At 64.4% G+C, this 20926-nt stretch carries 34 protein-coding genes; 16 read left to right on the plus strand and 18 right to left on the minus strand.

The genetic code is table 11. The annotated features are described in order from the left end of the window. Positions 1–27 precede the first annotated feature (27 nt). The 17 genes from LGN10_RS03920 to LGN10_RS04000 form a co-directional block, all read right to left on the minus strand. Entirely contained in the window at positions 28–486 is a 459-nt protein-coding gene (locus LGN10_RS03920) for a hypothetical protein (RefSeq protein WP_226221876.1), read from the minus strand. A 66-nt stretch (positions 487–552) separates the two neighbouring features. Then, positions 553–1440: a phage capsid protein gene (locus tag LGN10_RS03925; RefSeq protein WP_226221878.1), complete on the minus strand. Its 888-nt coding sequence runs from the start codon at positions 1438–1440 to the stop codon at positions 553–555. 246 nt (positions 1441–1686) lie between these two features. Next, a complete protein-coding gene (locus LGN10_RS03930; RefSeq protein WP_226221880.1) occupies positions 1687–2565 on the minus strand; it encodes a hypothetical protein in 879 nt (292 codons plus the stop codon). Between the two features lie 57 nt (positions 2566–2622). Further along, positions 2623–2826, minus strand: coding sequence for a hypothetical protein (locus LGN10_RS03935; protein WP_059559207.1), 204 nt, complete (start codon positions 2824–2826; stop codon positions 2623–2625). Position 2827: 1 nt separating this feature from the next. Beyond that, positions 2828–3079, minus strand: coding sequence for a hypothetical protein (locus LGN10_RS03940; RefSeq protein ID WP_226221882.1), 252 nt, complete (start codon positions 3077–3079; stop codon positions 2828–2830). Further along, positions 3076–4695, minus strand: a complete 1620-nt coding sequence (locus LGN10_RS03945; RefSeq protein ID WP_226221884.1) for a portal protein — start codon at positions 4693–4695, stop codon at positions 3076–3078. The genes LGN10_RS03940 and LGN10_RS03945 overlap by 4 nt, the downstream gene beginning before the upstream one ends. Positions 4696–4698: 3 nt before the next feature. After that, on the minus strand, positions 4699–4953 hold the full coding sequence (locus tag LGN10_RS03950) for a hypothetical protein (protein ID WP_226221885.1): 255 nt from the start codon (positions 4951–4953) through the stop codon (positions 4699–4701). A gap of 10 nt (positions 4954–4963) precedes the next feature. Then, a complete protein-coding gene (locus LGN10_RS03955) occupies positions 4964–5431 on the minus strand; it encodes a hypothetical protein (RefSeq protein WP_226221887.1) in 468 nt (155 codons plus the stop codon). Positions 5432–5518: 87 nt separating this feature from the next. Continuing rightward, positions 5519–5782: a hypothetical protein gene (locus LGN10_RS03960; protein WP_059559197.1), complete on the minus strand. Its 264-nt coding sequence runs from the start codon at positions 5780–5782 to the stop codon at positions 5519–5521. A gap of 3 nt (positions 5783–5785) precedes the next feature. Then, positions 5786–6475 carry a hypothetical protein gene (locus LGN10_RS03965; RefSeq protein ID WP_226221893.1) on the minus strand — a complete coding sequence of 230 codons (690 nt, stop codon included), beginning with the start codon at positions 6473–6475 and terminating at the stop codon, positions 5786–5788. Then, positions 6472–6723, minus strand: coding sequence for a hypothetical protein (locus tag LGN10_RS03970; protein WP_226221895.1), 252 nt, complete (start codon positions 6721–6723; stop codon positions 6472–6474). Before LGN10_RS03970 ends, LGN10_RS03965 begins: the two co-directional genes overlap by 4 nt. Further along, positions 6720–6911, minus strand: coding sequence for a hypothetical protein (locus LGN10_RS03975; RefSeq protein ID WP_226221897.1), 192 nt, complete (start codon positions 6909–6911; stop codon positions 6720–6722). Before LGN10_RS03975 ends, LGN10_RS03970 begins: the two co-directional genes overlap by 4 nt. A 1-nt stretch (position 6912) precedes the next feature. Further along, positions 6913–7401, minus strand: coding sequence for a RusA family crossover junction endodeoxyribonuclease (locus LGN10_RS03980; protein ID WP_226221898.1), 489 nt, complete (start codon positions 7399–7401; stop codon positions 6913–6915). 52 nt (positions 7402–7453) lie between these two features. After that, on the minus strand, positions 7454–8071 hold the full coding sequence (locus tag LGN10_RS03985; protein WP_226221899.1) for a hypothetical protein: 618 nt from the start codon (positions 8069–8071) through the stop codon (positions 7454–7456). Then, positions 8052–9077, minus strand: coding sequence for a DUF1376 domain-containing protein (locus tag LGN10_RS03990; protein WP_226221900.1), 1026 nt, complete (start codon positions 9075–9077; stop codon positions 8052–8054). The genes LGN10_RS03985 and LGN10_RS03990 overlap by 20 nt, the downstream gene beginning before the upstream one ends. A gap of 5 nt (positions 9078–9082) precedes the next feature. Further along, positions 9083–9388 (minus strand): MarR family transcriptional regulator, encoded by a 306-nt coding sequence (locus LGN10_RS03995; RefSeq protein WP_226221901.1) that lies wholly within the window; start codon positions 9386–9388, stop codon positions 9083–9085. Further along, positions 9385–9639, minus strand: coding sequence for a YdaS family helix-turn-helix protein (locus LGN10_RS04000; protein WP_212212945.1), 255 nt, complete (start codon positions 9637–9639; stop codon positions 9385–9387). The genes LGN10_RS03995 and LGN10_RS04000 overlap by 4 nt, the downstream gene beginning before the upstream one ends. Before the next feature lie 77 nt (positions 9640–9716). Between LGN10_RS04000 and LGN10_RS04005 the strand changes: the two genes are divergently transcribed. The 15 genes from LGN10_RS04005 to LGN10_RS04075 all read left to right on the plus strand — a co-directional run bounded on the left by LGN10_RS04005 (position 9717) and on the right by LGN10_RS04075 (position 18050). After that, entirely contained in the window at positions 9717–10370 is a 654-nt protein-coding gene (locus LGN10_RS04005; protein ID WP_226221902.1) for a LexA family protein, read from the plus strand. 19 nt (positions 10371–10389) lie between these two features. Then, positions 10390–10827: a surface-adhesin E family protein gene (locus tag LGN10_RS04010; RefSeq protein ID WP_212212939.1), complete on the plus strand. Its 438-nt coding sequence runs from the start codon at positions 10390–10392 to the stop codon at positions 10825–10827. A gap of 141 nt (positions 10828–10968) precedes the next feature. Continuing rightward, positions 10969–11280, plus strand: a complete 312-nt coding sequence (locus LGN10_RS04015) for a hypothetical protein (RefSeq protein ID WP_226221903.1) — start codon at positions 10969–10971, stop codon at positions 11278–11280. After that, a complete protein-coding gene (locus LGN10_RS04020; RefSeq protein ID WP_226221907.1) occupies positions 11270–11590 on the plus strand; it encodes a hypothetical protein in 321 nt (106 codons plus the stop codon). Before LGN10_RS04015 ends, LGN10_RS04020 begins: the two co-directional genes overlap by 11 nt. A gap of 29 nt (positions 11591–11619) precedes the next feature. Continuing rightward, complete coding sequence (locus LGN10_RS04025; RefSeq protein ID WP_226221909.1) at positions 11620–12069, plus strand: hypothetical protein; 450 nt, start codon at positions 11620–11622, stop codon at positions 12067–12069. Next, on the plus strand, positions 12069–12227 hold the full coding sequence (locus LGN10_RS04030; RefSeq protein WP_226221911.1) for a hypothetical protein: 159 nt from the start codon (positions 12069–12071) through the stop codon (positions 12225–12227). Before LGN10_RS04025 ends, LGN10_RS04030 begins: the two co-directional genes overlap by 1 nt. After that, positions 12224–12385, plus strand: coding sequence for a hypothetical protein (locus tag LGN10_RS04035; protein ID WP_226221913.1), 162 nt, complete (start codon positions 12224–12226; stop codon positions 12383–12385). The genes LGN10_RS04030 and LGN10_RS04035 overlap by 4 nt, the downstream gene beginning before the upstream one ends. Further along, positions 12385–13272 (plus strand): PD-(D/E)XK nuclease-like domain-containing protein, encoded by an 888-nt coding sequence (locus LGN10_RS04040; protein WP_226221914.1) that lies wholly within the window; start codon positions 12385–12387, stop codon positions 13270–13272. The genes LGN10_RS04035 and LGN10_RS04040 overlap by 1 nt, the downstream gene beginning before the upstream one ends. Beyond that, a complete protein-coding gene (locus LGN10_RS04045; protein WP_226221916.1) occupies positions 13265–14026 on the plus strand; it encodes a hypothetical protein in 762 nt (253 codons plus the stop codon). Before LGN10_RS04040 ends, LGN10_RS04045 begins: the two co-directional genes overlap by 8 nt. Before the next feature lie 27 nt (positions 14027–14053). Then, entirely contained in the window at positions 14054–14581 is a 528-nt protein-coding gene (locus LGN10_RS04050; RefSeq protein ID WP_226221918.1) for an HNH endonuclease, read from the plus strand. Between the two features lie 11 nt (positions 14582–14592). Next, the gene (locus LGN10_RS04055; protein ID WP_226221919.1) at positions 14593–15189 is read left to right on the plus strand and encodes a hypothetical protein; all 597 of its coding nucleotides are present in this window, start codon (positions 14593–14595) and stop codon (positions 15187–15189) included. A 177-nt stretch (positions 15190–15366) separates the two neighbouring features. Then, complete coding sequence (locus tag LGN10_RS04060; RefSeq protein ID WP_226221921.1) at positions 15367–16290, plus strand: DNA cytosine methyltransferase; 924 nt, start codon at positions 15367–15369, stop codon at positions 16288–16290. A gap of 10 nt (positions 16291–16300) precedes the next feature. Next, entirely contained in the window at positions 16301–17500 is a 1200-nt protein-coding gene (locus LGN10_RS04065; protein WP_226221922.1) for a hypothetical protein, read from the plus strand. Next, the gene (locus tag LGN10_RS04070) at positions 17497–17829 is read left to right on the plus strand and encodes a DNA-binding protein (RefSeq protein WP_226221924.1); all 333 of its coding nucleotides are present in this window, start codon (positions 17497–17499) and stop codon (positions 17827–17829) included. The genes LGN10_RS04065 and LGN10_RS04070 overlap by 4 nt, the downstream gene beginning before the upstream one ends. Next, complete coding sequence (locus tag LGN10_RS04075; protein WP_226221925.1) at positions 17826–18050, plus strand: helix-turn-helix domain-containing protein; 225 nt, start codon at positions 17826–17828, stop codon at positions 18048–18050. Before LGN10_RS04070 ends, LGN10_RS04075 begins: the two co-directional genes overlap by 4 nt. Here the strand turns inward: LGN10_RS04075 and LGN10_RS04080 are convergent. After that, positions 18047–19078: a tyrosine-type recombinase/integrase gene (locus LGN10_RS04080; protein ID WP_226221927.1), complete on the minus strand. Its 1032-nt coding sequence runs from the start codon at positions 19076–19078 to the stop codon at positions 18047–18049. The genes LGN10_RS04075 and LGN10_RS04080 overlap by 4 nt on opposite strands. A 791-nt stretch (positions 19079–19869) precedes the next feature. Between LGN10_RS04080 and LGN10_RS04085 the strand changes: the two genes are divergently transcribed. Next, a complete protein-coding gene (locus LGN10_RS04085) occupies positions 19870–20895 on the plus strand; it encodes a substrate-binding domain-containing protein (RefSeq protein WP_226221929.1) in 1026 nt (341 codons plus the stop codon). Positions 20896–20926: the final 31 nt, after the last annotated feature.

Here is a 20926-nt window from a genome sequence, read left to right on the forward strand (position 1 = left end):
CCTACACCGCGCCGGGAATGGCGCGGATCAGTCCAACACGTAGTGCACGGTGACCGAGATCAACTGACCCGGCGATGCCGGCGTCGCTGCCCCTGCGATCGTGCCGTACACGTCCGACTCGTACGGCGTGATGTACGTCTGCCCCGCGTTCACCAGCGAGCCGGTGGTCGCGTCGACGCGCTGCGCCGAGCTGATCGCCGTCGCGGCGGACAGACCGGCGGCTACGGCACCCGACTTGTCCGATGCTTTGCGCACGCCGATGGACATCGTCGACGACGCGGTGCCGGCTGCATTGTTGATCGTCACCGAGTGAATGCGCGCACCGGCCGGAATGCGACCGAAATAGATCGTGTCGGCGATTGCGGCCCCGATGGACGTGATCTGCCCGAACATGATCCGCGAGCGGCCGCCGGTTTCGTTCGGCTGCAACTTCGCGTTCGGCGCGGCCAGCACCTTCGCCATCTGTACCGAGTTTGCTTCTGCCATGATGTGCTCCTGTTTCGTATCGAGATCGATGCGGAGCGGCGCGCGGCGCCGCCCGTCACATCACGCTCAGAACTGGTAGTCGATCGTCACGACCTTCTTCTCGTCGGTGCGCACGGCGCCGTACGATTCGCCGATGTAGATCTGAATCGCGTTGCGCTTGTCGCGGCGCGGGCCGATGTCGATGTCGCGGTTCAGGCCGATGCCGAACTGCGTCGACGACTTCGTGTACGCGACCGTCGTCTTCACCGTGCCCGCCGTGTTCAGCGCTTCGTACGGCACCCAGTTGAAGCCGAGCCAGCGACCCGACAGCTTGCCGTCCTGCAGCATCTGCACGGCCATGAAGTCGGCGGACGTGAGCGTGGTGTCGCTCAGGATGTCTTCGAGCATTTCAGCGTCGTACAGCATGTACAGGTCTTCGCCGTTCTGCTCGTCGGCCTCGTTCTTGCGGAACAGCTTCTTGGTCGTGATCAGTTTCGCCTTCGTCATGCCGACGCCGCCGTCGAGGATCTTCTGCGAGGACGGCAGCGCGATCGAGCCGTACGGCAGCGCTTCGCCGGCGCGCGTGATCGACGTGCCGATGAGCGCCTGATAGATCACCGCGTCCTTCTTGCGGTTGAGCGCGGCCAGGCCGTTCTGCATGTACGTGCCCTGCGGGTTCGCCTTCAGCTTCGGCAGGTCGTACTTGTCGATCGGCGTCGACCAGTCCTTGTCCTGCATCAGCGCGACGCGCGTGTCGTTCGGGTTGTCGTTCCAGACGGTGTCCGACAGCCGCGACGTGACGTCGTTGGCTTCGGTCGCGCCCATGTTGTTCGCGGTGAAGCTCGAGCCCATGACGTCGCCGTACGCGCTCACGGTTGCCTGCAGGCGCGAATCCTTCTGCTGCGCGGCCATGATGTAGCCGTCGGCGAACTGCTGCACGAAGGCTTGGGTGATCGTTTCGTTGTTCGTGCTCATGGTGAGAGAACTCCCAAAAGGTTCGATGTCGTCTTGTCGCCTTCAGGGTGTTCCGCGTATCGCGGGCCTGTTACGGGCTCACGTCGGCGAACGTGAGCTTGCGAGCTCATCGGGTATTCCGCGCGCCACCGCGGGCCGAATGCGTTGCATATTCGGCCGACGTGCCTGTCGGAATCCCGACCAAATCGAGCGCGCATAAAAAAGCCCCGCGCGAAGGCGGGGCAAACTGGCTGGTGCGATGGTTCTTCAGGCGATCGGCGTGTTGCCGTACTTGCGGTTGTAGAACGCGTCGATCCGCGCCCGCGTCGCCTTGTGGTCCGGATGCTTCGGATTGGTGTTCGCCTCGGAGATCAGCAGCTTCTTCACGTCGTCCTCGGACATGAAGCCCGCGCCGTTGCCCGAGCCGGCCGGCGTGTCCTCGGCGAACTCGGGGCCGAGCGCGGCCATGATCTTGATGAACGTCGGGTTGTTCGCGAGCCCGGCTTTCTCCAGATCGTCGAACGACATGTTCGCGGCCTTCGCGGCGGCGCTGCCTGCGCGGAACGCGAGGCCCACGTTCTTTTGGAACGTCGCGTCGTCGGCCCAGTCCTTGCGCAGGTCAGCGGTCGCCGAATCGGCGGTGTACTGCTGCGCGCCTGCTGCCAGTCCCGGCACGACCTCGAAGTATTTCGCCATGACCCCGTCGAACTGCTTCTGCGAAAGGCCGAGCGCGTGCATGTCCGAGCGGAACTGCGTGAACAGCTTGTCGTTACCCAGGTCGCCGACCGCTTCCTTGAACTGGTCTGGCACGGAAACCTGATAGTCGGTCGCGGCAGCCGGCGGCGCGCCGCCGTCGACCATGCGCTTCGACAGCTCGCCGTAGCCGCCTGCCAACTTCTGCGCGGAGGCGGTCAGGTCGAGCGCGCCGTCTGCGCCATTGACGCGATACTTCTCGGGCAGCCAGTCGAACGATGCTGCGCCGCCCGAGGCCGCGCCGGCGCCGCCAGCAGCTGCACTGCCATCACCGCCAGCGGCAGCGCCCGCCGCGAGCGCCGATCCGCTGCCCGCTGCACCACCGCCATCGGCGCCACCGGACGCTGCTGCGCCACCACCAGCACCACCGCCGCCATCGCCTGCTGCATCCATGAGCGGATGTCGATTTTTCCAGATCCACATCGTCGTATCCTCGATCTCGTGTGTGGGTTAGTACGACGTGCCGGCCGACCAGGCGCCCGCGACCTTCTCGTAGATCTTGCGGGCGACGGGATCGATCGTCAGGTCGCCGTTCTTGCCGACGCCGTCCTGCGGCTTGCCGGTGAAGTACGGGACGCCGTACATCGATTCGTCCGAGCGCGGCTGGCCGTTCGCGATCCAGCCGCTGCCAGTCAGTGTCGAAGTGCCTGCCATGTCACTCTCCTTCAGGTTCTGCGCCGTTGGCGCGGTTGATCATGCTGATGATGTGCTCGACGACATCGCGCCGGCCGATCCGATACGTCGTCTCGCGCTCGCCATCGTGGCCGCCGCGCACGAACACGGAACCGGTGAAGCGCCGCACGAGGTCGTCGAGCACGAGCGCGCCGGCCGGGCTCTCGAACACGACGCGGTAATCGTCGGGGGTCGCGCGCTGCTCGACCGGCGCGCCTTCGATGTGCGCCTTCATTGGTTCGCCACCATCCGGCCGGCGGCCGCGCTACCCATCGACTTCATCACGTCGCCCTGCACCTCCATGCCCATCTGCTGCTGTGCCTGCTGCTGCGCGTCGGCCTGCTTCTGCTTGCGGTACTGCGTGACCTGGTCGCTGGTGCGCACGATGCTGTCCGGCACGCCGAGGTTCTTCGCGGTGAGCCGCACGGCCTCGTCGCCGTCGATGTTGTCGAGCGCTTCGGGTTTGACCTGTGCAATCACGGTCACGTCGCCCATCAGGCGCTCGATCGCCGAAACTTCCTCGAGCTTCTGCGCGCGCGCCAAAGGCGATTGGTACTGCACCGAGAAGTTCTGGCCGCCGAGCGAGTCGGGGGCCGGCGGGAACACGCCAGCGCGGTATGCAAGCCCGAAGCAGCGCGCGATGAGCGGCTGCAGATACTCGGCCTGCAGCCGGCCGTAGATCGGGCCGAGCAACTGACGGATCAGGTCGACGCGCACATGTACTTCGGTCGCCGTCATGGATGGCCCGTCCTGCGGCTGCAGCTGGTCGGCCATCAGCGTCTTGCGAATCTGCCCCTGCAGCTTCTCGATGCGCGTCTCGGCAAGTTTGAAATCAGACCCCGGCTGCAGCGGCTTCATGCTGTCGACGCTGTTCGCGACGATCACCTTGCGCGGGCCAACTTTCACCGTGCGCGGGTTTAGCACGCCGTCGTCCTCGGCGATCCACATGCCGGACACGGCGAGGTCGAGGTTCGCGTATTCGAGCTTCACGATGTCGTTTAGCGTGCGGATGTCCGGCAGCGCATCGAGCAACGGGCCGACGCCGTACACGCTGTTCGGGATCTTCTTCCAGCGCGCGACGACGACCGGCATTTCGTGATACCCGGACTCGCGGATGACCTGCTTCTGATTGCACGCGAACGTGACAGAGGCGATCGGCATGTTCTTCGCGCGCACGGCACCGAGGATGTACACGTCGCGCGGATAGATCGCCTGGCACAGGTCGATCAGCTCGTCGGGCTTGTCCTTCGCCTTGTCGGCGATCTCAGCCGGCAGCACGTCCCCGCGCTGGCTGAACTCGCGCATGCACTGCTCGGCACTCAGCTGGTAGCAGCGGAACACGATGTCGACCGTGCCGCCCGGCTTCGACGATGCGCAGTACACGCCAGCGATCGGCCAGTGCTCGAAGTACAGGCCGCCGCTGTCGCGGTTCTCGTCGACATACAGCGCGAACCAACCAGCCATACCATCGGCTACGGCGTCCGCCGCCTCGCTGTCGAAGTTCGCGCTGTGGATGTTCTGCCACAGCACCTCGCTGGCGCTGTCTAGCCATCGCTCGCCGTCGTCGTCCGCGCCGTTCACCGTCATCGTGAACCAAAGCGAGTTCGCGGGCGTCATGCCGGACATGATCGACGCTTCGAGCGTGCGCTTCGCATCGGTCGCGGTCGAGTCGAAGATCAGCGCGACAGCCTGCGCGATCTGGTTCGCGTCCATCATCGGGCCGTTCAGCCCGGACGCCCGCACCGGATCGGTGAGCATGAAGCACTCGCGCCACACGAGCTCGTGCACCTGGCGCTTCGACTTCATCGTTTCGAGGCGCTTCGCGAGGGTTTCGCCGAGGCTGTCGATCATGGCTTATTGCCCGAGGGAGGATTTCGCAGCGCCGAGCACCGACGAGGATGCAGCGCCGGTCGTGTTGCCCGCTCCAGTCGCGAGCAGACTGGATGCCGCGCGGCGCTTCTTGTCGGCCGCCGCCTGTGCGTTCGCCGCCTGCGCGGCCTGCGCGTCTGCGCTGTCGGCCGCACTGGCGGTCGTGGTAGTTGCAGTCGGGACGGCGGACGCCTTGTTCCCGCCGAAGAAGCTGCCGATCGCGCCGAGGATGTCGCACATGCTCGTCACCTCACTGGAAGTTGCGGGGCAGCTGGCGCGGCGTCGATGGCACGATCCAGCCCTGCTGAGTTTGGACGGGCGCGGCGATCGCCTTCGGGTCGATCTCGTCGCGGTGCGGGAGCTTCGGCGCGCCGGCTGCGGCGGCCTGCGACGGCTCGGCGCGAGCGGTGCGCGACGCCTTGCGCGCGTTCACGGCAGCGACAGCGGCCTCCCGGGCGGCGGCCTGCGACGGCAGTTCGCCAGCGCCGGCCAGCGACTGTTCGAGCTCCTTGCGCTTCTTGCCGACCAGGTCGTCGCGCACCTGCGGATCGACGGCGGCCCATTCCTCGACCGACATGCCGCTCGTTTCGAACGCGCCGATCACCACCTCGGCGAGCGGCACCTCGCGGCCGGCGATGGTGAGCACCGCATCGGTGTCGGCGCCGATGATCGCGGGTGGCTCGTCACCCTGCGGGGTGATCGCGGCCTCGCCGGGCATCTGCGTTGCGTAGGTTCGTTTGGACATTCCTGCACCTCCGTGGATGGTGCAGGCGAGTATCGGACCGCGAAGGTGTCGGATTCCCGTCTATCGCAGCGCGGCGGAGACGGACGGCATGCGCTGCAGGGTGGGCGCTTCGTCGGGCTGGCGGCCGGTGACCTGGGCCCAGAGCTTGAGCAGCGTCTGGCCGGCGTAGTGCTTGGGCTCGGCCCCGAGATTCCGGTAGCCGAGCAGCGTGGTGCGCGGGATTCGCGTGTACTGCGCGATCTCGGCGAGGGTGAAGTCGGCCCGCCGCACGTCCTCAAGGACGCGGAACCAATCGACGCTGACGGCGGGCTCGACTCGGGACATGCGTTACAGCGCCTCCACGAACGCGCGCAGCTTCGCCTGCAGGTCGCCGAGCACGATTGCCTCGCCGGCTTCGATCTTCTGCAGCAGCGAAGTGGCGTGCTCCTTCGCCGGATGCGCTGCCGCCGGCGGCAGTTCTGCGCGAACCTGCGCTTCCTGCGCTGCGGCGAGCTGCCGCTGAAGCACGGCGAGGCGCGCATATGCGTCATCGAGTTCAGCGTGCAAGGCAGCCACCTCGGTGCCGTCGCCTTGCGATGCATCCTGCGCAGACGATGCAGTGTCGCTTGCGGATTGCTCGGCCGCAGGCGACGCAGCGGCGTTTGGGTCGTCACCCTGCACGGCGTCGCCAGATCCCACCGATACCTGCGCATCCGACACCGGTTGAGCCGAGAGAGCACCCGGGACGGCCGGTACAAGCGCCGAAGGTTGCGCATCGGCAGCGCTCGCCTCCCCCACCGCCGCGACCGCCGGCGCGTCAGTACTGGTCGTCCCAGTCGCACCGTCTGCATCGTCCGTCGACACCGTCGTCGACGTGATATTCGATTCCGCAGTGCTCGCATTGCTGCCAGAGTCGGAAGGGATCGCCTGGATCCCAGTCGTCTCCCCCGCCACGGCCACGCCATCCCCCTGCATGTCCGTTTTCTCCGCCTCGTTCGAGGGCTCGGTGCTGCTCGGTGCTGCGTTGATGTCGCTCATGCTGCTCTCCGTTGGTGCTGCTGGTTGTCGCGCCAGTCGAGGAACGGCCGGCGCAGGAAATGGTTGAAGCGGTCGGCCGCGTGCTGATCGGTCGCGAGTTCGCGGCGCGATGTGATCTCGCATACGGTGCGGATGAACGCGGCCGCAGTGTCAACGTCCACCTCGCGCGGCGGGACCATCCATTGCGCGACCCACTCGCGGAACTGAGCGTCGCGCGGCAGCATGCCGGCGAGTTGGACGAGGTTCATGCGTCACCTGCCTGCTTGACACGTGCAGCCTCGATTTCTGGCATGCCATCGAACCCGCAGTCGTTGCACTCGTAGCCGACGTCCATCAACCCGCCGCACTCGGGGCAGCAAACGTCCTCGCGCATCAGGTGACGGCGTAAGGCCGGCGACTTCACGGGGAAGGTGAGAAAACGAGTATCGGAATTCACATCAAACCTCCAACGGATCCGCGACCGGCATGTCGAGCGCGAGGCCGGCCTGCGGCTGCTCAACGACGATCGGCGTGATCGTCACGATGACGCGGGCCTCGCCGTCCGGTTCCGCGCGCTCAGCGGTGATGCGGCGCACCCACGCGTCGTCCTCGAACGCGATGCCCTTCATCGCGTCGAGGAGCACCTTCTGCGCGTTGTCCAGGTCGAGGCACTGCACGGTGTCATCCCATGCAGCACCGTGCTTGCGCTGGCGGGTTTTCCAGTCGAGCGGCCGGTGTGGATAGAGCGTGTATGCGATCGCGACGCGGCCTGCGATCGGCTTGCGCACGCCGGCGCAGCGCAGCAGCAGCGCGACCTCTTCCTTGAACGCCTTCGCCTCGGCGCTGACGTACGTGCTGACGATCGCCGGCCCGGCCTTCGGCTTGATCACGCGGGTGCGCCAGTAGCGGTTCGCGCTGATCGGGTATGGGAGCTTGACGGTCAGCATGCTGCCTCCGGAGCCAAATGCGCGCACGCGCGCGCGTCGTTCGTGTGGTGCGTCATGCCACACTCCAAAGCCGCAGTCCCTGCGCGCGATAGTTCTCGACGATCGTGTCGCGAATCTTGCGGTACTCGTCGGCGAGCGACGGATTCGGGCATTCGTCGATCACGCGACGGCCAGCGGCCGACGAGATCGCATCCGTCGCGCATCGGAGCACGCCAGACGTGAGCGGGCGCCCCGACGCAGATTGCCCGCGCATCAGCAGGCGATATGCCCACTCGGCAGTGATCGCGCGCGGCGCGGCGAGCGGTGCGACGATCTCGCGTTCGAGCGACAGGTTCGCGGCCACGACTTCGGGGCGAGCGCGAGACTGGTCCGTGAGCGTCGCATGAGGCGTGAATTCGACGGCGCGCGACTGCTTGCAGAGCGCGTAGAACTCGGACAGCGACGGCGGGAACTTGAGCGTGATGAGCGCATCGACGCCGGCCTTCAGTTCCTTCGACGACAGCTTGCGCAGGCCGCGGGCCCACTCGATCTTCACGCCGAACAGGTCGTCCTGCGGCCACTTTTCGAGGAACGCATTGCCCCACATGCGCCCCATGCGCTTGAACAGCTCCGTGACCCAATGCTCGGGAACGGCGTCCTGCGGCCAGAGCTCAGCCGATGCGTTTGACATGTCCATCGATCACCTCTGCGGGTTGTGCTGCGGTTTGGTCGGAGGATGCGCGGGTGCCGGTGAGTTCGGCCCAGCCAGCGCGACGGCGCTCGTCGCGCACAGTCGCCGCGGGGGCCGTGCGGGGAGTGCTTGGAGGACGGGATGCTTCGGCCGTCCAACGCTCGGCGATCGCGATCACGTAGCCGGGCTTGATGCGGCCGGTCGGATCGGAGGCGCGAGCCTCGACGCATGCAGCGCTAACGGTATCTCGCGTGATGCCGCGTTCGGCAGCGGCGATGATTCGCGGGTCGTGCGGCGAAGCCTCGATCGAGTGCTCGCGCATCGCGGCGGAGAGCTCGGACGCACGGACGGTCGCGCGGGGTTCACCACCTACGTCCGTCCTTACCTCTCGGTTTACTGTCTCTGTCTGGTCTATGTCCTTCTCTATAGCCGTGGCTGTGACGTCATGCGTTACGTCACCACGCGTAACAGGCGTTACGCTTTCGGTTACGCTTGGTGACGCATTGAGTGACGATGCGAGACGTTCCAATTCGGGCATCTTCGTATCAGCAGGCGGAACGATTCCGTGATTCCGTAACAGCTCGAACAGAGACTTGCGACGCTCGCGATACCGCTGCTGGCGGCTCTGCTCGTTCTCTTCGCGCTCGACGTGCTGCTCGCGCTTACCCATCGCCTCGATCGCCTTCTCGGCGATCACGGGGTGATACAGCCGCCCGTCGCTGCATTTCACGAAGCCACGCAGTGCGACGGCGCGGACCTTCTTCCACTTCGGCAGGTTCTCAGACAGGCCGGCCAGGTGCGCGAGCACGCGGTCGTCGTCCGGCAGGCTGGCGGCCGGCACCTGCTGCCAGCACTTCGCCCAGAGACGGAATGCCGTCTTGAACTCGTCGCCGGTCGAGATCCCGAAGGTGTCGCTGTCGATGACGCGGATCACGTCGAGCGGCATCCAGCGGTAGCCGGTCAGGTCGCAATCGGCTGGGGTGAGAGGATTCGGGAGTTCGGCCATCGCGCTCACCACTGCTGGTGCTTCGACTGCAGGTACTTGAGTGTCATCAGTTCAAGCGCCTGAATTTCCTTCGCATCGACCACGATGGAACTCGATGAAACGATCTGCAATCCGCACGCAGCAAGCCGGAAACACCATTCCTGCAGGTCTTTCAGGTCACGGCTTAAGGTACTTTCGCTCGTCTCGAGTCGAAGTGCTGCGCGCACCTGTGTGACCGCTGAAATCGTGCGGGACGCTTCGGTGAAATTCCTTGCACCTAACTTGCGTGCAGTTGCGATCTCGTCAGACGAGACTGTTTCGACGGTGCTCATGCGGCCACCTGGGCGGGTTGAAGCGACAGCGGCATGCCGTCGCGCTCGTTCGGGTACAGCCTCGAATCGAGCATGTGCGGGGTGTACTCCCAGTCGGTCAGGCCAGAGACCGGGATCACGCGGTCAGCGGGCAGCTTCTGTTTCTTCAGCCACTCGCCCACCGAGACCGGAGAAATGCCGAAGGCACGCGCAACCGCCGCTGCGCCGCCGGCACGCTTGATGGCCTGTTCGAGGATCGGTGCGTCGTCCATATTTCACCAAAATTGAGGTTATGCCTTAGCGGAGTATATCAGGCGTTGCCTTAGTTGCAAGTGTTAGGCTATTCCTTATGACCTTGGGATCTCGAATCAAAGAAAAGCGGAAGGCTCGCGGCCTGACTCAAAAGCACGTCGCGGACCATTTCGGCATCACGGGCGTTTCGGTATCGGAATGGGAGCGCAACGTCTCCCGGCCTGATTCGGCGAAGCTCGATGACCTCGCGCGCCTGCTGCGCACGAGCGTCGACTACCTGCTGTCCGGCCGCGAAGCGAAAGGCGCGGCCCGCGAATCGTCTGTCGAGCCTGGTCCAGCTATTCGGGGGACGGTGCCGTTGATTTCGTGGGTGCAGGCCGGCCAGTGGGCCGAGATTTCGAAGAATTTTGACGAGTGCGACGCTGAGGACTGGATTCCGTGTCCGGCCGGCCATAGCAAGGACACGTTCTGTCTGCGCGTGCGCGGACAGAGCATGTTCAACCCGAACGGCGCGCCATCGTTTAACGAAGGCGAGATCATCTTCGTCGATCCCGACCGCGGCGCTGATCACCGCAGCTGCGTCATCGTGCGACTCGACGACGAGCGTGAAGCGACGTTCAAGCAACTCATCATCGAGGGTGATAAAAAGCTACTGCATCCGCTCAATCCGAGCTGGCCTGAGCAGTGGATCTACATCAACGGCAACGCCACTATCATGGGAACGGTTATAGGGAAATGGGTGCCGGTATAAACGACCAACCGGGGGAATCATGAAAAAGATCGCAATTTCAGCGTGCATGATGATCACTACGATTGTCGCTTATGCACAACCGCCAGAATGGATACAGATCGATGACGGGAAAGGGGCTACCTCGTATTACATTGATCCTCATTCGGCAAAAGTGAACGGTAATTTTCGAACTGTCTGGGTGCTTCTGTCTTATAAAGCGAAGCAACCCGGAATCGCCGCATCGAATATGAAGCCGTACTATTCTGCGGTTTCGCAAAACAACTTTGACTGCGAGAACAAGCGATTTACGCTGAAGCAAGTCGTCTATTATTCGAACCCGATGGGTAAAGGTCCCGTCTCCGGATCGCAAGAAATTTCGTATCCCCAACCGCGCGACGCGGTGCCTGGATCGGCCGCAGACCTGATGATCGATTCAGCTTGCATGATTGGAACCATCCCGCCGGCAGCTTCGCAATAGAGCAGCCTGTCCGGCCCGAGAAACAGCCGCCCTTGAGGCGGCTTTTTTTCGTCTCGAAGAAAAACTAAGGCAACACCTTGACAAGTAACTAAGGCATGCCCTAACCTTGCAACTAAGGCGAAACCTTAGCGAGAGGCAACCATGCTCCACCCCCACCCAATCACCCCGCGCGCTCTGCCGTCGCACGTCGACTCCTATGCGGACCGCGTGCAGGCGGAGGCTGACGCACGCGCCGAGGCCGACGATGCCGCGTTCGAGCGCGCATCGGCCGAGGTCGAGATCGCTGACGTGATCAACGCGATGGCGGAGCTGCCCGACGGCTTCCTCGCAAAGGTGATGAACGCCTTCCTCGACAAGAGCGACCACGCCCATTTCGTCTACCTGCTCGAGATCCTTTTCGAAGACGCGTTCAACGCGGCTGCCGAGGGCATCGCGAAGCGCAATGGCTACTGATTTCCACGCAGTACCACACCACCACCTGGAGACCACCATGCAACTCAAATCACTGACCATTCGCCGCCGCGAATCCTATGAATCGAACAGCGGCACGCTCGCTGCCGAAGCAATGTTTGAAGGCCCGGGCGGAAAGATCGAACTCGAACTTGCCCCGGGCTTCATCGTCCGTGTGCTGGCGCTGATCGAAGAAGATGCCGCGCAGCGCGCGAAGCGTCTTTGCGCATCCGTCGAAACGGCGATGGTCGACGCAGTCGACAGCGCTCGCCTGATCGAGTCGGACACGAAGCCGCTCGAAATACCGTTCTGATCAAACCGCTCCCGCTACAGGAGAAAGACATGGACCACAACTACGTTGACTTCGATCCGAACGGCGCTGACAACGAAGTGCGCACTGCAACGATGGACCACATGAACGAGATCAAGCACACGCCGCTCGTCGCCGATAACGAGCGCGTTCGCCTCGAAGACGGCACGCTCATCGCGACGGTCTGGGCGCGGTACCCAGAGAAGACGCGGCTCGCGGGTGAATCGTGGATGGACATGATGGAACGCCTGCAACCCGCGAAGCGGGAGGCCGAAGCGCTGGCAGTTCAGCGCGCGCAGGAATTCGCTGCTGCGAACGACGCGCTCATGGTCCTCGGAATGCTCGCCGCCGACGCTGATGCCGGCAAGGTCATGATCCCGTCCGGACTGCGTCTGTCCATCGACGCCGCGCTGATCAAGGCCGGCCGCAAGGCTGCGCCGACGCCGGTGCGGCACGTGCGCGTCTGCGGTGAGGATCTGTGATGCGCACCCCTCCCAACAGCCTATCGCCTGTATTGCGCGATTACAGCCGATCGGTTGTATCGCGCGACTGGTTCCCGCTCGCGGTGATCGGCGCGCTGTACCTGATCGCGTGTGGTGTCGCGCCGACCTATGAACTTCTCGCGGGGATTGCTCGATGAACCCGATCACCTACTTCTGTGACGCGCTCGACCGCCTGTTCGAACGCAGCCCGGTCGCCGGGATCATCGTCGCGATCGTCATCGGCTTCTTGTGCGCAGTCGGCATCGCGTACCTCGGCACCACGCCTGAAGCGCCGCGCGGCGTGTGGGGGGCGTGATGCTCGACTACAACCTCTCGATCGACGCATACCATGCGCTGCCGCCCGTCTCGAAGTCGCAGCTCGACGACCTCGCGCTGTCGCCGTTCCACTTCTACAGCCGGCACCGCAATCCGCTGCGGCCGCCGCGCGTCGAGAAGGCCGGCCAGCTCGAAGGACACCTTGCGCACTGCGCCGTGTTCGAGCCTGACCAATTCGACGCGCGCTACGTGTGGGCGCCGAAGGGTGCGCCGCGCAAGCCGACGGACGCGCAATGGAACGCCAAGAAGCCGTCGCCCGACAGCGTCGCGGCGATGGAATGGTGGCGAGAATTCCTCGACACGTGCGGCGACAAGCGTGTCATCACGCTCGAGCAATACGAAGTCGCGATGCGCCAGGCCGAGTCCGTGCGCGCGCTGCCCGAAATTCAGGACGCGCTGTCTCAGGGCCGCGCCGAGGTGTCCGCGTTCTGGACCGACGAAATGACCGGCGTCGACTGCCGCTGCCGGCCGGACTGGGTGCACGCGCTGTCGCGCAAGTCGGTCGAGCTGCTCGACCTGAAGACGTACAGCTGCGCGTCAGCCGACGAGTTTCGCCGCCAGATCGCGCGCAAGCGATACCACGTGCAGGACGCGTTCTACTCGGCTGGCTACAGCGCGGCGGCCGGCGTCACCGTCGAGAAATTCACCTTCGTGGCTGTCGAAACCGAATGGCCGTACGCGGCCGCGTCATACACGCTCGGGCCTGAAAGCCGCGAAGAAGGGTTTCTCGAATGCCGCCGGCTGCTCGACCTGTACGAGGAGTGCGTGCGCCTGAAGCGCTGGCCCGGCTACTCGAACAAGACCATGCAGATTGACCTTCCCCCTTACGCCTTCACCTCTCAAGAGATCGAGATCGCATATGTCTGACATCACCGACCTCCGCGGCACCATCGTGCCGAAGTCCGACCAGCTGAACGCAGAGCAGCTGCTCGCAGGCGACCTGACCATCACTGTCACCGACGTGCGCATGGGCAGCGAGGACCAGCCCGTGATCCTGCACTACGAGAACGACGAGGGCCGGCCGTACAAGCCGTGCAAGACCATGCGCAAGCTCCTGATCTTCGCGTGGGGCGAGGACGGCCGCAACTGGGTCGGCAAGTCGATGACGCTCTACAACGATCAGGCCGTGCGTTTCGGCGGAATGGTCGTGGGCGGCATCCGGATCAGCCACCTGAGCAACATCGAGCGCGAGATCTCACTGTCGCTCACCGCGACGAAGGGAAAGAAGGCGCTGCATACCGTGCTGCCGCTCGAAGTCGTGCGCCTCGACGATGTGCTGAAGGCTATCGCGACGGCGACCGATCGCAACGGCATGAACGCGGCACGAGCGCTCGCGATGAAGCTGCCACCGGGCGATCAGGCTCAGGCCGCGCAGGACGCGTACAACGCGCGCATGCGCGAGCTCCGCGGCACAACGGCGCGCCGCACGAACGATGAGCCGACGCGTTCCGATGGCGGCCCCGGTGCAGATGAAGCGGCCGCGCTCGCGCGCCTCGAAGAATGCGCGGACGTCGACACGCTCGATGTGCGCATCGACGAGTTCCGAGATTACCCGGCCGACGTCCTCGCGCGCCTGACCGAAGCGTACAACCGCCGCCGCGAAGCGCTGCTCGGCGCGTAACCCTCCCCTCACCACCAGGAGCACCGCATGTTCAACCTCGATCGCCTCACCGCTGATCGACTGCGCCACGTGCTCAGCTATGACGAGCAGAACGGCGAATTTCGATGGGTCGTCCGGATCAACAATCGAATCCAGATCGGTCAGATAGCAGGGTACGCGAGCGGCGGCTATAGGCGAATCTCCATTGATGGCGTGACGTACCTTGCGCATCGACTGGCGTGGCTCTACATGACCGGCGAATGGCCGTCGAATCAGATCGACCATATCGATGAAAACGGATTGAACAATGCGTTCGGCAATCTGAGGGGCGCCACCGCTTCTCAGAATCGATGCAACCGCGGTGCGCAGTCCAACAATCGGTCTGGATTCAAGGGCGTTTCATGGTTCAAGAAAACGAAAAAATGGCGTGCTCGTATTCGAATTGCCGGGCAAGCCAAGACGCTCGGATATTTCTCTGATCCTGCCGAGGCGCATGAGCTTTACGGACTTGCGGCCGAAATGCTCCACGGTGAATTCGCAAACCTCGGCCATTCGGCCGCTCACCTCGATCAGTAATAGGAGAACTCATGTTCAACGTCCAAGACACGCTCGCCAAGATCACGTCGTGCACCAACCGATCGGAGAAGCACGGAAAGGAGCGCGAGCCGGCGATTTCCATCGGCCTTACGCTGGTCGGCGGTGGCGAGCTGCTCGACCAATTCGACGTCGCCCTGCGGCCGATGCTGTATCGGAAACCGCAACCGAAGCCGGGTGAGCTTCCGATGGAACACGCGGGGCTCACGGAGCTGCGGTTCCCGTACCTCCGCAATATGCGCTGGGACAAGAGCTATCCCGGATACCTGCTTCGATTCCACATCGGTGCGTCCGGCGCTGAAGACGTACTTCTGGCCGAGTGCGAGATCAAGGAAATCGTGTTCGTGACCATGGACGGCGGCTCCGTCGAGGTGTCGTTCAAGGTGAACGCCCATCCGAAAGATGACGAGGACCACGGCAAGATCGGCCGCCGCGTTCAGCAGGAGATCGGTATCACTCTGACGCCGCCGGATGGGTACGTCGATCCCGATCTGTTCGGCCGGCCCGACAGCAACGAGAGCGACGAGCACCGCCCCTTCGCCGGTTCCGACCTCGACACGCAGCCGGATGAGGAAGTCGAGGAAGAGTGAACCACCAGCCGCGCGGCACCCGTCGCGCGGCAACCAAAGCCTCAACGTCGGCGACATGGGTGATGGGTGGGCGCCGTCACAACTTCAACTCGATGCGGATTTCATGCGAACAACGCTGCCATATGCGAACCGTGTCGCCGACTTTGAGGCTTGATCTACTGATTTAAAGGATGCCACGTGGCCGCGTACTACAACGAGCACGACCCATACGCCGCGCAGTGGCTGCGCAACCTGATCGCCGCCGGGCACATCGCACCGGGCGACGTCGACGAACGGAGCATTGAGGATGTCCGACCTGATGACCTGCGAGCCTATGACCAGTGCCATTTCTTCGCCGGAATCGGTGTCTGGTCGCACGCGCTTCGACGCGCTGGCTGGCCTGACGATCGACCTGTTTGGACCGGTTCCTGTCCGTGCCAACCTTTCTCCGCGGCAGGCAAAGGAGCTGGGTTTGACGACGAGCGGCACCTTTGGCCTGCGTGGTACTGGCTCATCGGCGAGTGCCGACCTGCAGTCATCTTTGGAGAGCAGGTTGCGAGCCCTGCTGTCGACCCGTGGATCGACCTTGTACACGCTGACATGGAAGCCGTGGACTACGCCTACGGGTGTGAGCCGTTCCCGTCTGCGGGCATCGGTGCGCCGCACATCAGAGATCGAGCTTTCTGGATGGCCTATGCCAACAGTTGGAAACGCGGAGGGCTCTCAGTCGTTCGAAGGGCTGAGCGCAACAGGGCGCACGCCGGATGGCCGGAAGGTAGCGGTGAGCCTGAATCACGTGGCGCAGTTCGCGGGATGGCCGACACCCACAACGACAGACGCGCTTCGGAAGCCGGCTGCGCAATTCTCGACGACAAACATCACGTTGAATCATGCGGCGGCGCTCCTGAAAGACAACCCCATGCCGGCCCGACTAACGGCTTCTGGCGAGCTGCTGACTGGCTCCTCTGCCGGGATGGAAAGTGGCGGCCAGTTGAACCCGGCACATTCCCGTTGGCTGATGGGGCTCCCTCGCGAGTGGGACGACTGCGCGCCTATGGCAACGCGATCAACGCCGAAGCGGCGACGCAATTCATCCTCGCCGCGCGAGACATCCTGACCTGAGGACCACACCATGACCACCGGAAATAGCCGCGCTGATGCGCTGACGGACCTGCAAATTATGGAGGCGCTCGAAGCTGCTGGCGTGAAGTGGCAAGCGCAACGATCGCTGGCAAACGACCGCGAAATTCTGACCTACGGCAGCACGCCAGCAGCGGACATAATCGCAGGCATCCGCACTTTGCTCGCCGCATCCCCTGTCGAGCAGCCCGCAGCAGCGCCGATCGAGAAGTGCGCAGGATGCCACTCGCGATGCACGAATAATCCACCGGACTGCTATGCCGCACCCTCGCCGGCGGACGAGCGGGCGGCGTTCGAGGCGTGGGCTCGCGAAGAGTACGGCGGGGATGAGGCGTTGCTACGTTTCGGCAAAGAATCCGGTGAAGAGTACCGGTACAGCGGAACTAGCGATGCGTGGGCCGGCTGGCAAGCCCGCGCCGCATCTGCCACGAAGCCGGCGGACGAGCGGGCGGCATTCAGTGTCGCACAGACATGCGCGCTGAAGCATGCGATTTCTAGCCTCACTGCGGACGGTCTGGAAGCATCTGCGAGAGAGCTCGAAGCATTGCTCGCCCGCGCCTCCTCTGCCAACGAGACGGGGGCGGAAGGGGCTGACGCGCTCGCGCACGAAGTATGGTCGGCGGCGCAGCGTGCGCCCGGCGAAGGCATCGAGGATGCAGTGCAGCGGATCGCCGCCATCCTATCCCGCTCGCCCAATATGGCGGCGGAAGCGGTGTCGATCCCGGCCGGATGGAAGCTCGTACCTGCCGAGCCGACGCCGGAGATGCTGGATTGCTGGTGGGATGGTTTGCCGAAGGGCACTGCATTCCAGAACTGCACCCCGCGCGGCGTCTATGCGGCCATGCTTGCTGCCGCCCCGCAGCCCGCGCAGGCAGACGCTCGGGTCGGGCTGACGGACGAGCAGCGCGACGTACTCACGTGGGCGATCGGCCGTGCCAATGCGCAAGGCGAGGATGCATGCGCCGACGTTCTCCGCTCGATACTCGCCTCCCAACCGGGCCGCCCGGAGCCGCGCGCCGAGGTGACGGAGGCCGAGATCAGCGCCGCCGCCCGCGTGCTCTCGGATAGCAACGCCGACCTGTGTTATGTCGATCGCGACGACAACTGGAAGATCCACGGCGATGAATTCAGGATCGAGGCGAAAACCGCGCTCGAGGCAGCTGCCGCCGCCCGCACCGGAGCCTCATCATGACCAACCGCCGCATCAACGGAACCGCCGTGCTCGAAGTCCTGCGCACTGGCACGCACACCGCGCGCGAGATCGCAATCGAGCTCCGGTCATCGCCCGCCGTCGTGCAGTGCTTCCTCGACACGCTGTTTTACGCCGGCCGCATCAGGATCGATCGACGTGTGCAGACGGACACAGCGTACGAGGTGACGCCGGCCGCAGTGCCGCGCGCGGCACTCGACACGCCGGCCGCAGGCCCGCGCCTCGCACCCAACCTGCAATCCACGCTCGCCGGCTACGATCGCGAGATCAGCCGCCGCGTCGAGCTTGCTATGTCCACGAGGGCACGATGATGGAAACGAACGAAGTGATGAACGTGGCCCGCCGCGCGGTGCAGCTCTACGCGGAAACGCACCCGCGGCCGACGCACGTCACGCAGATGCAGGCCGCCGAAATGCTCGGCATCAGCCGCTGGACGGTCAGCAAGATGGTGAAGGCCGGCGACCTCAAGCTGAACCGGTGCGGACTGATCCCGATCGAGGAAATCGACAAGGCGCGCGAGGCGCACGTTTAAAGCCGCGCGGCGATCTGCTCGGACGTCTCGCGATAGTAGTGCTCCTGCAGCAGCTTCAAATCCTTGATACCGCTGATGCGCGACAGCGTCAGCACATCGACTTTGCGAGCCAGGCGCGTCAGCGCCTCACCTCGCGAGTCGTGGAACGTCATCCCCGTGATCAGCAGAGCAAGCCGTGCCTTTCGAAACAGCGTGCTCAGCGAGTCGGCATCGACAGTGAAGCACCGCTCGCGATGGGCAACTGCCTTCAGCAAGCGCAGCGCGGGGCGTGGGAGCGGTATCTCGCGCGGCTTGCCGGTTAGGTACTGCATCTTGTGCTCGAGCCGCGCAACGCCGGTCTTCATGTTCAACGTCTTCTTTCCGAGTCCGCACAGCTCTTTCACGCGCATGCCGCTGCGCAGCGCAACCAGCCACGCGAGCGCGACCTCCTCGCTCTTTGTGGCTGGCTCTTGTCCACTTCTATACCCAAGCCACCGAACGATGGGGCGAACCTCTTTCCACGGGTCGACGCGACGCGTGCGCGCCGCATTGTCGGGGGGAATTCCGAGGTCGGTGAACGGATTCGCGTCGATCCACTTCCACTCGCGCCGCGCGATCGTATAGACGTTCCGGTACAGGTTGATCTCGCGCAGCACCGAGCCGTTCGTGATGCCGCGCACCTTCGCGCCGTCCGGCCCGACATAGCCTGCCAGGCGCCGGTCGCGCCACTCGGCCCACATCGGTGTGTCAGCCTGCGACAGCGATCGCTCGGCGTACTCGGGGAACTGCTTGATGAACGAGGCGATACGGTTCTGTTCCCACTTCGTGCCGCCCTTCTTCGTCGACACGCGGCTCGAGTATTCGGTGAGCATTTCGCCAAGCGTGTGACGATCAGCGGCCGGCGTGTCGCGCAGGCGCTTCAGCTCTGCCTCGCGCGCAGCGCCCCACGCTGTCGCCTCGCGGCGCGTACGGAGGACCTTCGAATCGCGCGCGCCGTCGACATAGACCTGCACGCGGAAACCGTTCTTGTGTGGGGTGATCGATGCCATCGTGGGGAGAGTCGTGCGTAGCAAATGGGGAATCCATTCTACAACTCTCCCCACAACGCGGGGAAAATACCCTGTATGGATCAACAGTTACGACTCGCTAACCCATTGTTTCTACATGGTTCAACGAGATGGAAAAGTTATTGTTGAGGTGTCGTGGTGCCGGGGACCGGACTCGAACCGGCAAGCCAGTTAAGGCGGCGGATTTTCGTCACACTGCTTCTTTCAAAGCCGGCCTCGCGTGCGAGAACCGTTCGTGCGCTGGACTATGCCTTCACCGTCGCGCGCGGGCATGACCGCTGCCCGTGCGCCTTAGGTGCCCCCCGTCTAGTCTCTACACCTTCCTCGCGGGTGCCGCGAGGCTTGGCTCGGCGTTGCCTCGATGCGCGCATCAGGGGTTTCGCCGAATTTGAAGGGTTCTGCACCGACCGTTTCCGGCCGGGCACTCAATCGTTTAAGTCCGCTATGTTTACCAATTTCATCACCCCGGCAAGAGGGCGGACGCGATTCTACCATTGCTTGGCGCATGCGTTCCCTTATTCCGCCGCGCCGCATCGCGACACCGGCCATCGTCGCACCGCCTCGGCCTGCGCATTCGATACCGACACCACGCCCGACGATTTCATCCCGCGCCGCCGCCTCCGTCGATACAATCGGTCGCGCGTCGTCCGACGCCGTCAACCGTCTGACGTTTGTGTCGTGCCGTTCGCGAAACAAGCGTCGCATGCGTCATCGCGAAGTCACAAACGTTTTCGATAATTCCCCGGCCGAAAACGTTTACATCGCATGACTTCATGACCTCGACCATCAAGGACGTCGCTGCCCTCGCGGGCTTCTCGATCGCCACCGTTTCGCGTGCGATCAACGCGCCGCATACCGTCAGCCCCGCCACGCTGCAGACGATCCGCACCGCCATCGACACGCTGCAGTTCCGCCCGAGTCCGCTCGGCCGGCAACTGCGCGGCGAACGCACGCGGCTCGTCGGCGTCGTCGTGCCGACGCTGTCGAACCCGGTGTTCGCCGACTGCCTGCAAGGCATCGACGCGCTCGCGACCGCGGCCGGTTTCAAGCTGATCCTGATGACCACCGAATACGATGCGGCGCGCGAACGTCATGCGATCGAGACGCTGCGCGAGCAGCGCGTCGAAGGGCTGATCCTCACCGTCGCCGATGCGGACACGCACCCGCTGCTCGACATGCTCGACCGCGACGGCCCGCACTACGTGCTGATGCACAACGACACGCGGCGCCGTCCGTCGGTGTCGGTCGACAACCGCCGCGCCGCCCATGACGGCGTGCAATTGCTGACCGCGCGCGGCCACCGCCGCGTGCTGATGCTGGCCGGTTCGCTCGCCGCGTCGGATCGCGCGCGCCAGCGTCATCTCGGTTATGCGCAGGCGCTCGAGGAAAGCGGCGTGGCCCCGCTGCCGCCCGTCGAGGTCGACTTCAACGCACCCGAACTGCCCGATGCGGTGCTCGCGCATCTCACCGCGCACGCCACGCGCCCGACCGCCCTCTTCTGCAGCAACGACCTGCTCGCGATGGTCGTGATGCGCGGCCTGCGCCGCGCGGGCTTCTCGATTCCCGACGATCTGTCGGTGCTCGGCTTCGACGGCATCGCGATCGGCGAGTTGCTCGCGCCGCCGCTCGCGAGCATCGCGACGCCGAACCACGACATCGGCTGCCACGCGTGGCAGCGTCTCGTCGAATGCATCGGCGGCGCGGCGATCGACCGGACGTCGACGATCCTGCCGCATGCGGTGCGCGACGGTGCGACGATTGCGCCGCCCGCCACCGACCTGCAACTGCGCAAGGCCTGATCGCAACACGCACGCGCCACGCCCAACGACC

Origin of the sequence: Burkholderia sp. AU32262 (assembly GCF_020419985.1) — a bacterium.
Lineage (GTDB): Bacteria > Pseudomonadota > Gammaproteobacteria > Burkholderiales > Burkholderiaceae > Burkholderia > Burkholderia semiarida.

Coding starts and splice junctions, on each gene's coding strand:
- LGN10_RS03920 (WP_226221876.1), bottom strand. CDS start 486: ATGGCAGAAGCAAACTCGGTACAGATGGCGAAGGTGCTGGCCGCGCCG.
- LGN10_RS03925 (WP_226221878.1), bottom strand. CDS start 1,440: ATGAGCACGAACAACGAAACGATCACCCAAGCCTTCGTGCAGCAGTTC.
- LGN10_RS03930 (WP_226221880.1), bottom strand. CDS start 2,565: ATGGATGCAGCAGGCGATGGCGGCGGTGGTGCTGGTGGTGGCGCAGCA.
- LGN10_RS03935 (WP_059559207.1), bottom strand. CDS start 2,826: ATGGCAGGCACTTCGACACTGACTGGCAGCGGCTGGATCGCGAACGGC.
- LGN10_RS03940 (WP_226221882.1), bottom strand. CDS start 3,079: ATGAAGGCGCACATCGAAGGCGCGCCGGTCGAGCAGCGCGCGACCCCC.
- LGN10_RS03945 (WP_226221884.1), bottom strand. CDS start 4,695: ATGATCGACAGCCTCGGCGAAACCCTCGCGAAGCGCCTCGAAACGATG.
- LGN10_RS03950 (WP_226221885.1), bottom strand. CDS start 4,953: ATGTGCGACATCCTCGGCGCGATCGGCAGCTTCTTCGGCGGGAACAAG.
- LGN10_RS03955 (WP_226221887.1), bottom strand. CDS start 5,431: ATGCCCGGCGAGGCCGCGATCACCCCGCAGGGTGACGAGCCACCCGCG.
- LGN10_RS03960 (WP_059559197.1), bottom strand. CDS start 5,782: ATGTCCCGAGTCGAGCCCGCCGTCAGCGTCGATTGGTTCCGCGTCCTT.
- LGN10_RS03965 (WP_226221893.1), bottom strand. CDS start 6,475: ATGAGCGACATCAACGCAGCACCGAGCAGCACCGAGCCCTCGAACGAG.
- LGN10_RS03970 (WP_226221895.1), bottom strand. CDS start 6,723: ATGAACCTCGTCCAACTCGCCGGCATGCTGCCGCGCGACGCTCAGTTC.
- LGN10_RS03980 (WP_226221898.1), bottom strand. CDS start 7,401: ATGCTGACCGTCAAGCTCCCATACCCGATCAGCGCGAACCGCTACTGG.
- LGN10_RS03985 (WP_226221899.1), bottom strand. CDS start 8,071: ATGTCAAACGCATCGGCTGAGCTCTGGCCGCAGGACGCCGTTCCCGAG.
- LGN10_RS03990 (WP_226221900.1), bottom strand. CDS start 9,077: ATGGCCGAACTCCCGAATCCTCTCACCCCAGCCGATTGCGACCTGACC.
- LGN10_RS03995 (WP_226221901.1), bottom strand. CDS start 9,388: ATGAGCACCGTCGAAACAGTCTCGTCTGACGAGATCGCAACTGCACGC.
- LGN10_RS04000 (WP_212212945.1), bottom strand. CDS start 9,639: ATGGACGACGCACCGATCCTCGAACAGGCCATCAAGCGTGCCGGCGGC.
- LGN10_RS04005 (WP_226221902.1), top strand. CDS start 9,717: ATGACCTTGGGATCTCGAATCAAAGAAAAGCGGAAGGCTCGCGGCCTG.
- LGN10_RS04010 (WP_212212939.1), top strand. CDS start 10,390: ATGAAAAAGATCGCAATTTCAGCGTGCATGATGATCACTACGATTGTC.
- LGN10_RS04015 (WP_226221903.1), top strand. CDS start 10,969: ATGCTCCACCCCCACCCAATCACCCCGCGCGCTCTGCCGTCGCACGTC.
- LGN10_RS04020 (WP_226221907.1), top strand. CDS start 11,270: ATGGCTACTGATTTCCACGCAGTACCACACCACCACCTGGAGACCACC.
- LGN10_RS04025 (WP_226221909.1), top strand. CDS start 11,620: ATGGACCACAACTACGTTGACTTCGATCCGAACGGCGCTGACAACGAA.
- LGN10_RS04030 (WP_226221911.1), top strand. CDS start 12,069: ATGCGCACCCCTCCCAACAGCCTATCGCCTGTATTGCGCGATTACAGC.
- LGN10_RS04035 (WP_226221913.1), top strand. CDS start 12,224: ATGAACCCGATCACCTACTTCTGTGACGCGCTCGACCGCCTGTTCGAA.
- LGN10_RS04040 (WP_226221914.1), top strand. CDS start 12,385: ATGCTCGACTACAACCTCTCGATCGACGCATACCATGCGCTGCCGCCC.
- LGN10_RS04045 (WP_226221916.1), top strand. CDS start 13,265: ATGTCTGACATCACCGACCTCCGCGGCACCATCGTGCCGAAGTCCGAC.
- LGN10_RS04050 (WP_226221918.1), top strand. CDS start 14,054: ATGTTCAACCTCGATCGCCTCACCGCTGATCGACTGCGCCACGTGCTC.
- LGN10_RS04055 (WP_226221919.1), top strand. CDS start 14,593: ATGTTCAACGTCCAAGACACGCTCGCCAAGATCACGTCGTGCACCAAC.
- LGN10_RS04065 (WP_226221922.1), top strand. CDS start 16,301: ATGACCACCGGAAATAGCCGCGCTGATGCGCTGACGGACCTGCAAATT.
- LGN10_RS04070 (WP_226221924.1), top strand. CDS start 17,497: ATGACCAACCGCCGCATCAACGGAACCGCCGTGCTCGAAGTCCTGCGC.
- LGN10_RS04075 (WP_226221925.1), top strand. CDS start 17,826: ATGATGGAAACGAACGAAGTGATGAACGTGGCCCGCCGCGCGGTGCAG.
- LGN10_RS04080 (WP_226221927.1), bottom strand. CDS start 19,078: ATGGCATCGATCACCCCACACAAGAACGGTTTCCGCGTGCAGGTCTAT.
- LGN10_RS04085 (WP_226221929.1), top strand. CDS start 19,870: ATGACCTCGACCATCAAGGACGTCGCTGCCCTCGCGGGCTTCTCGATC.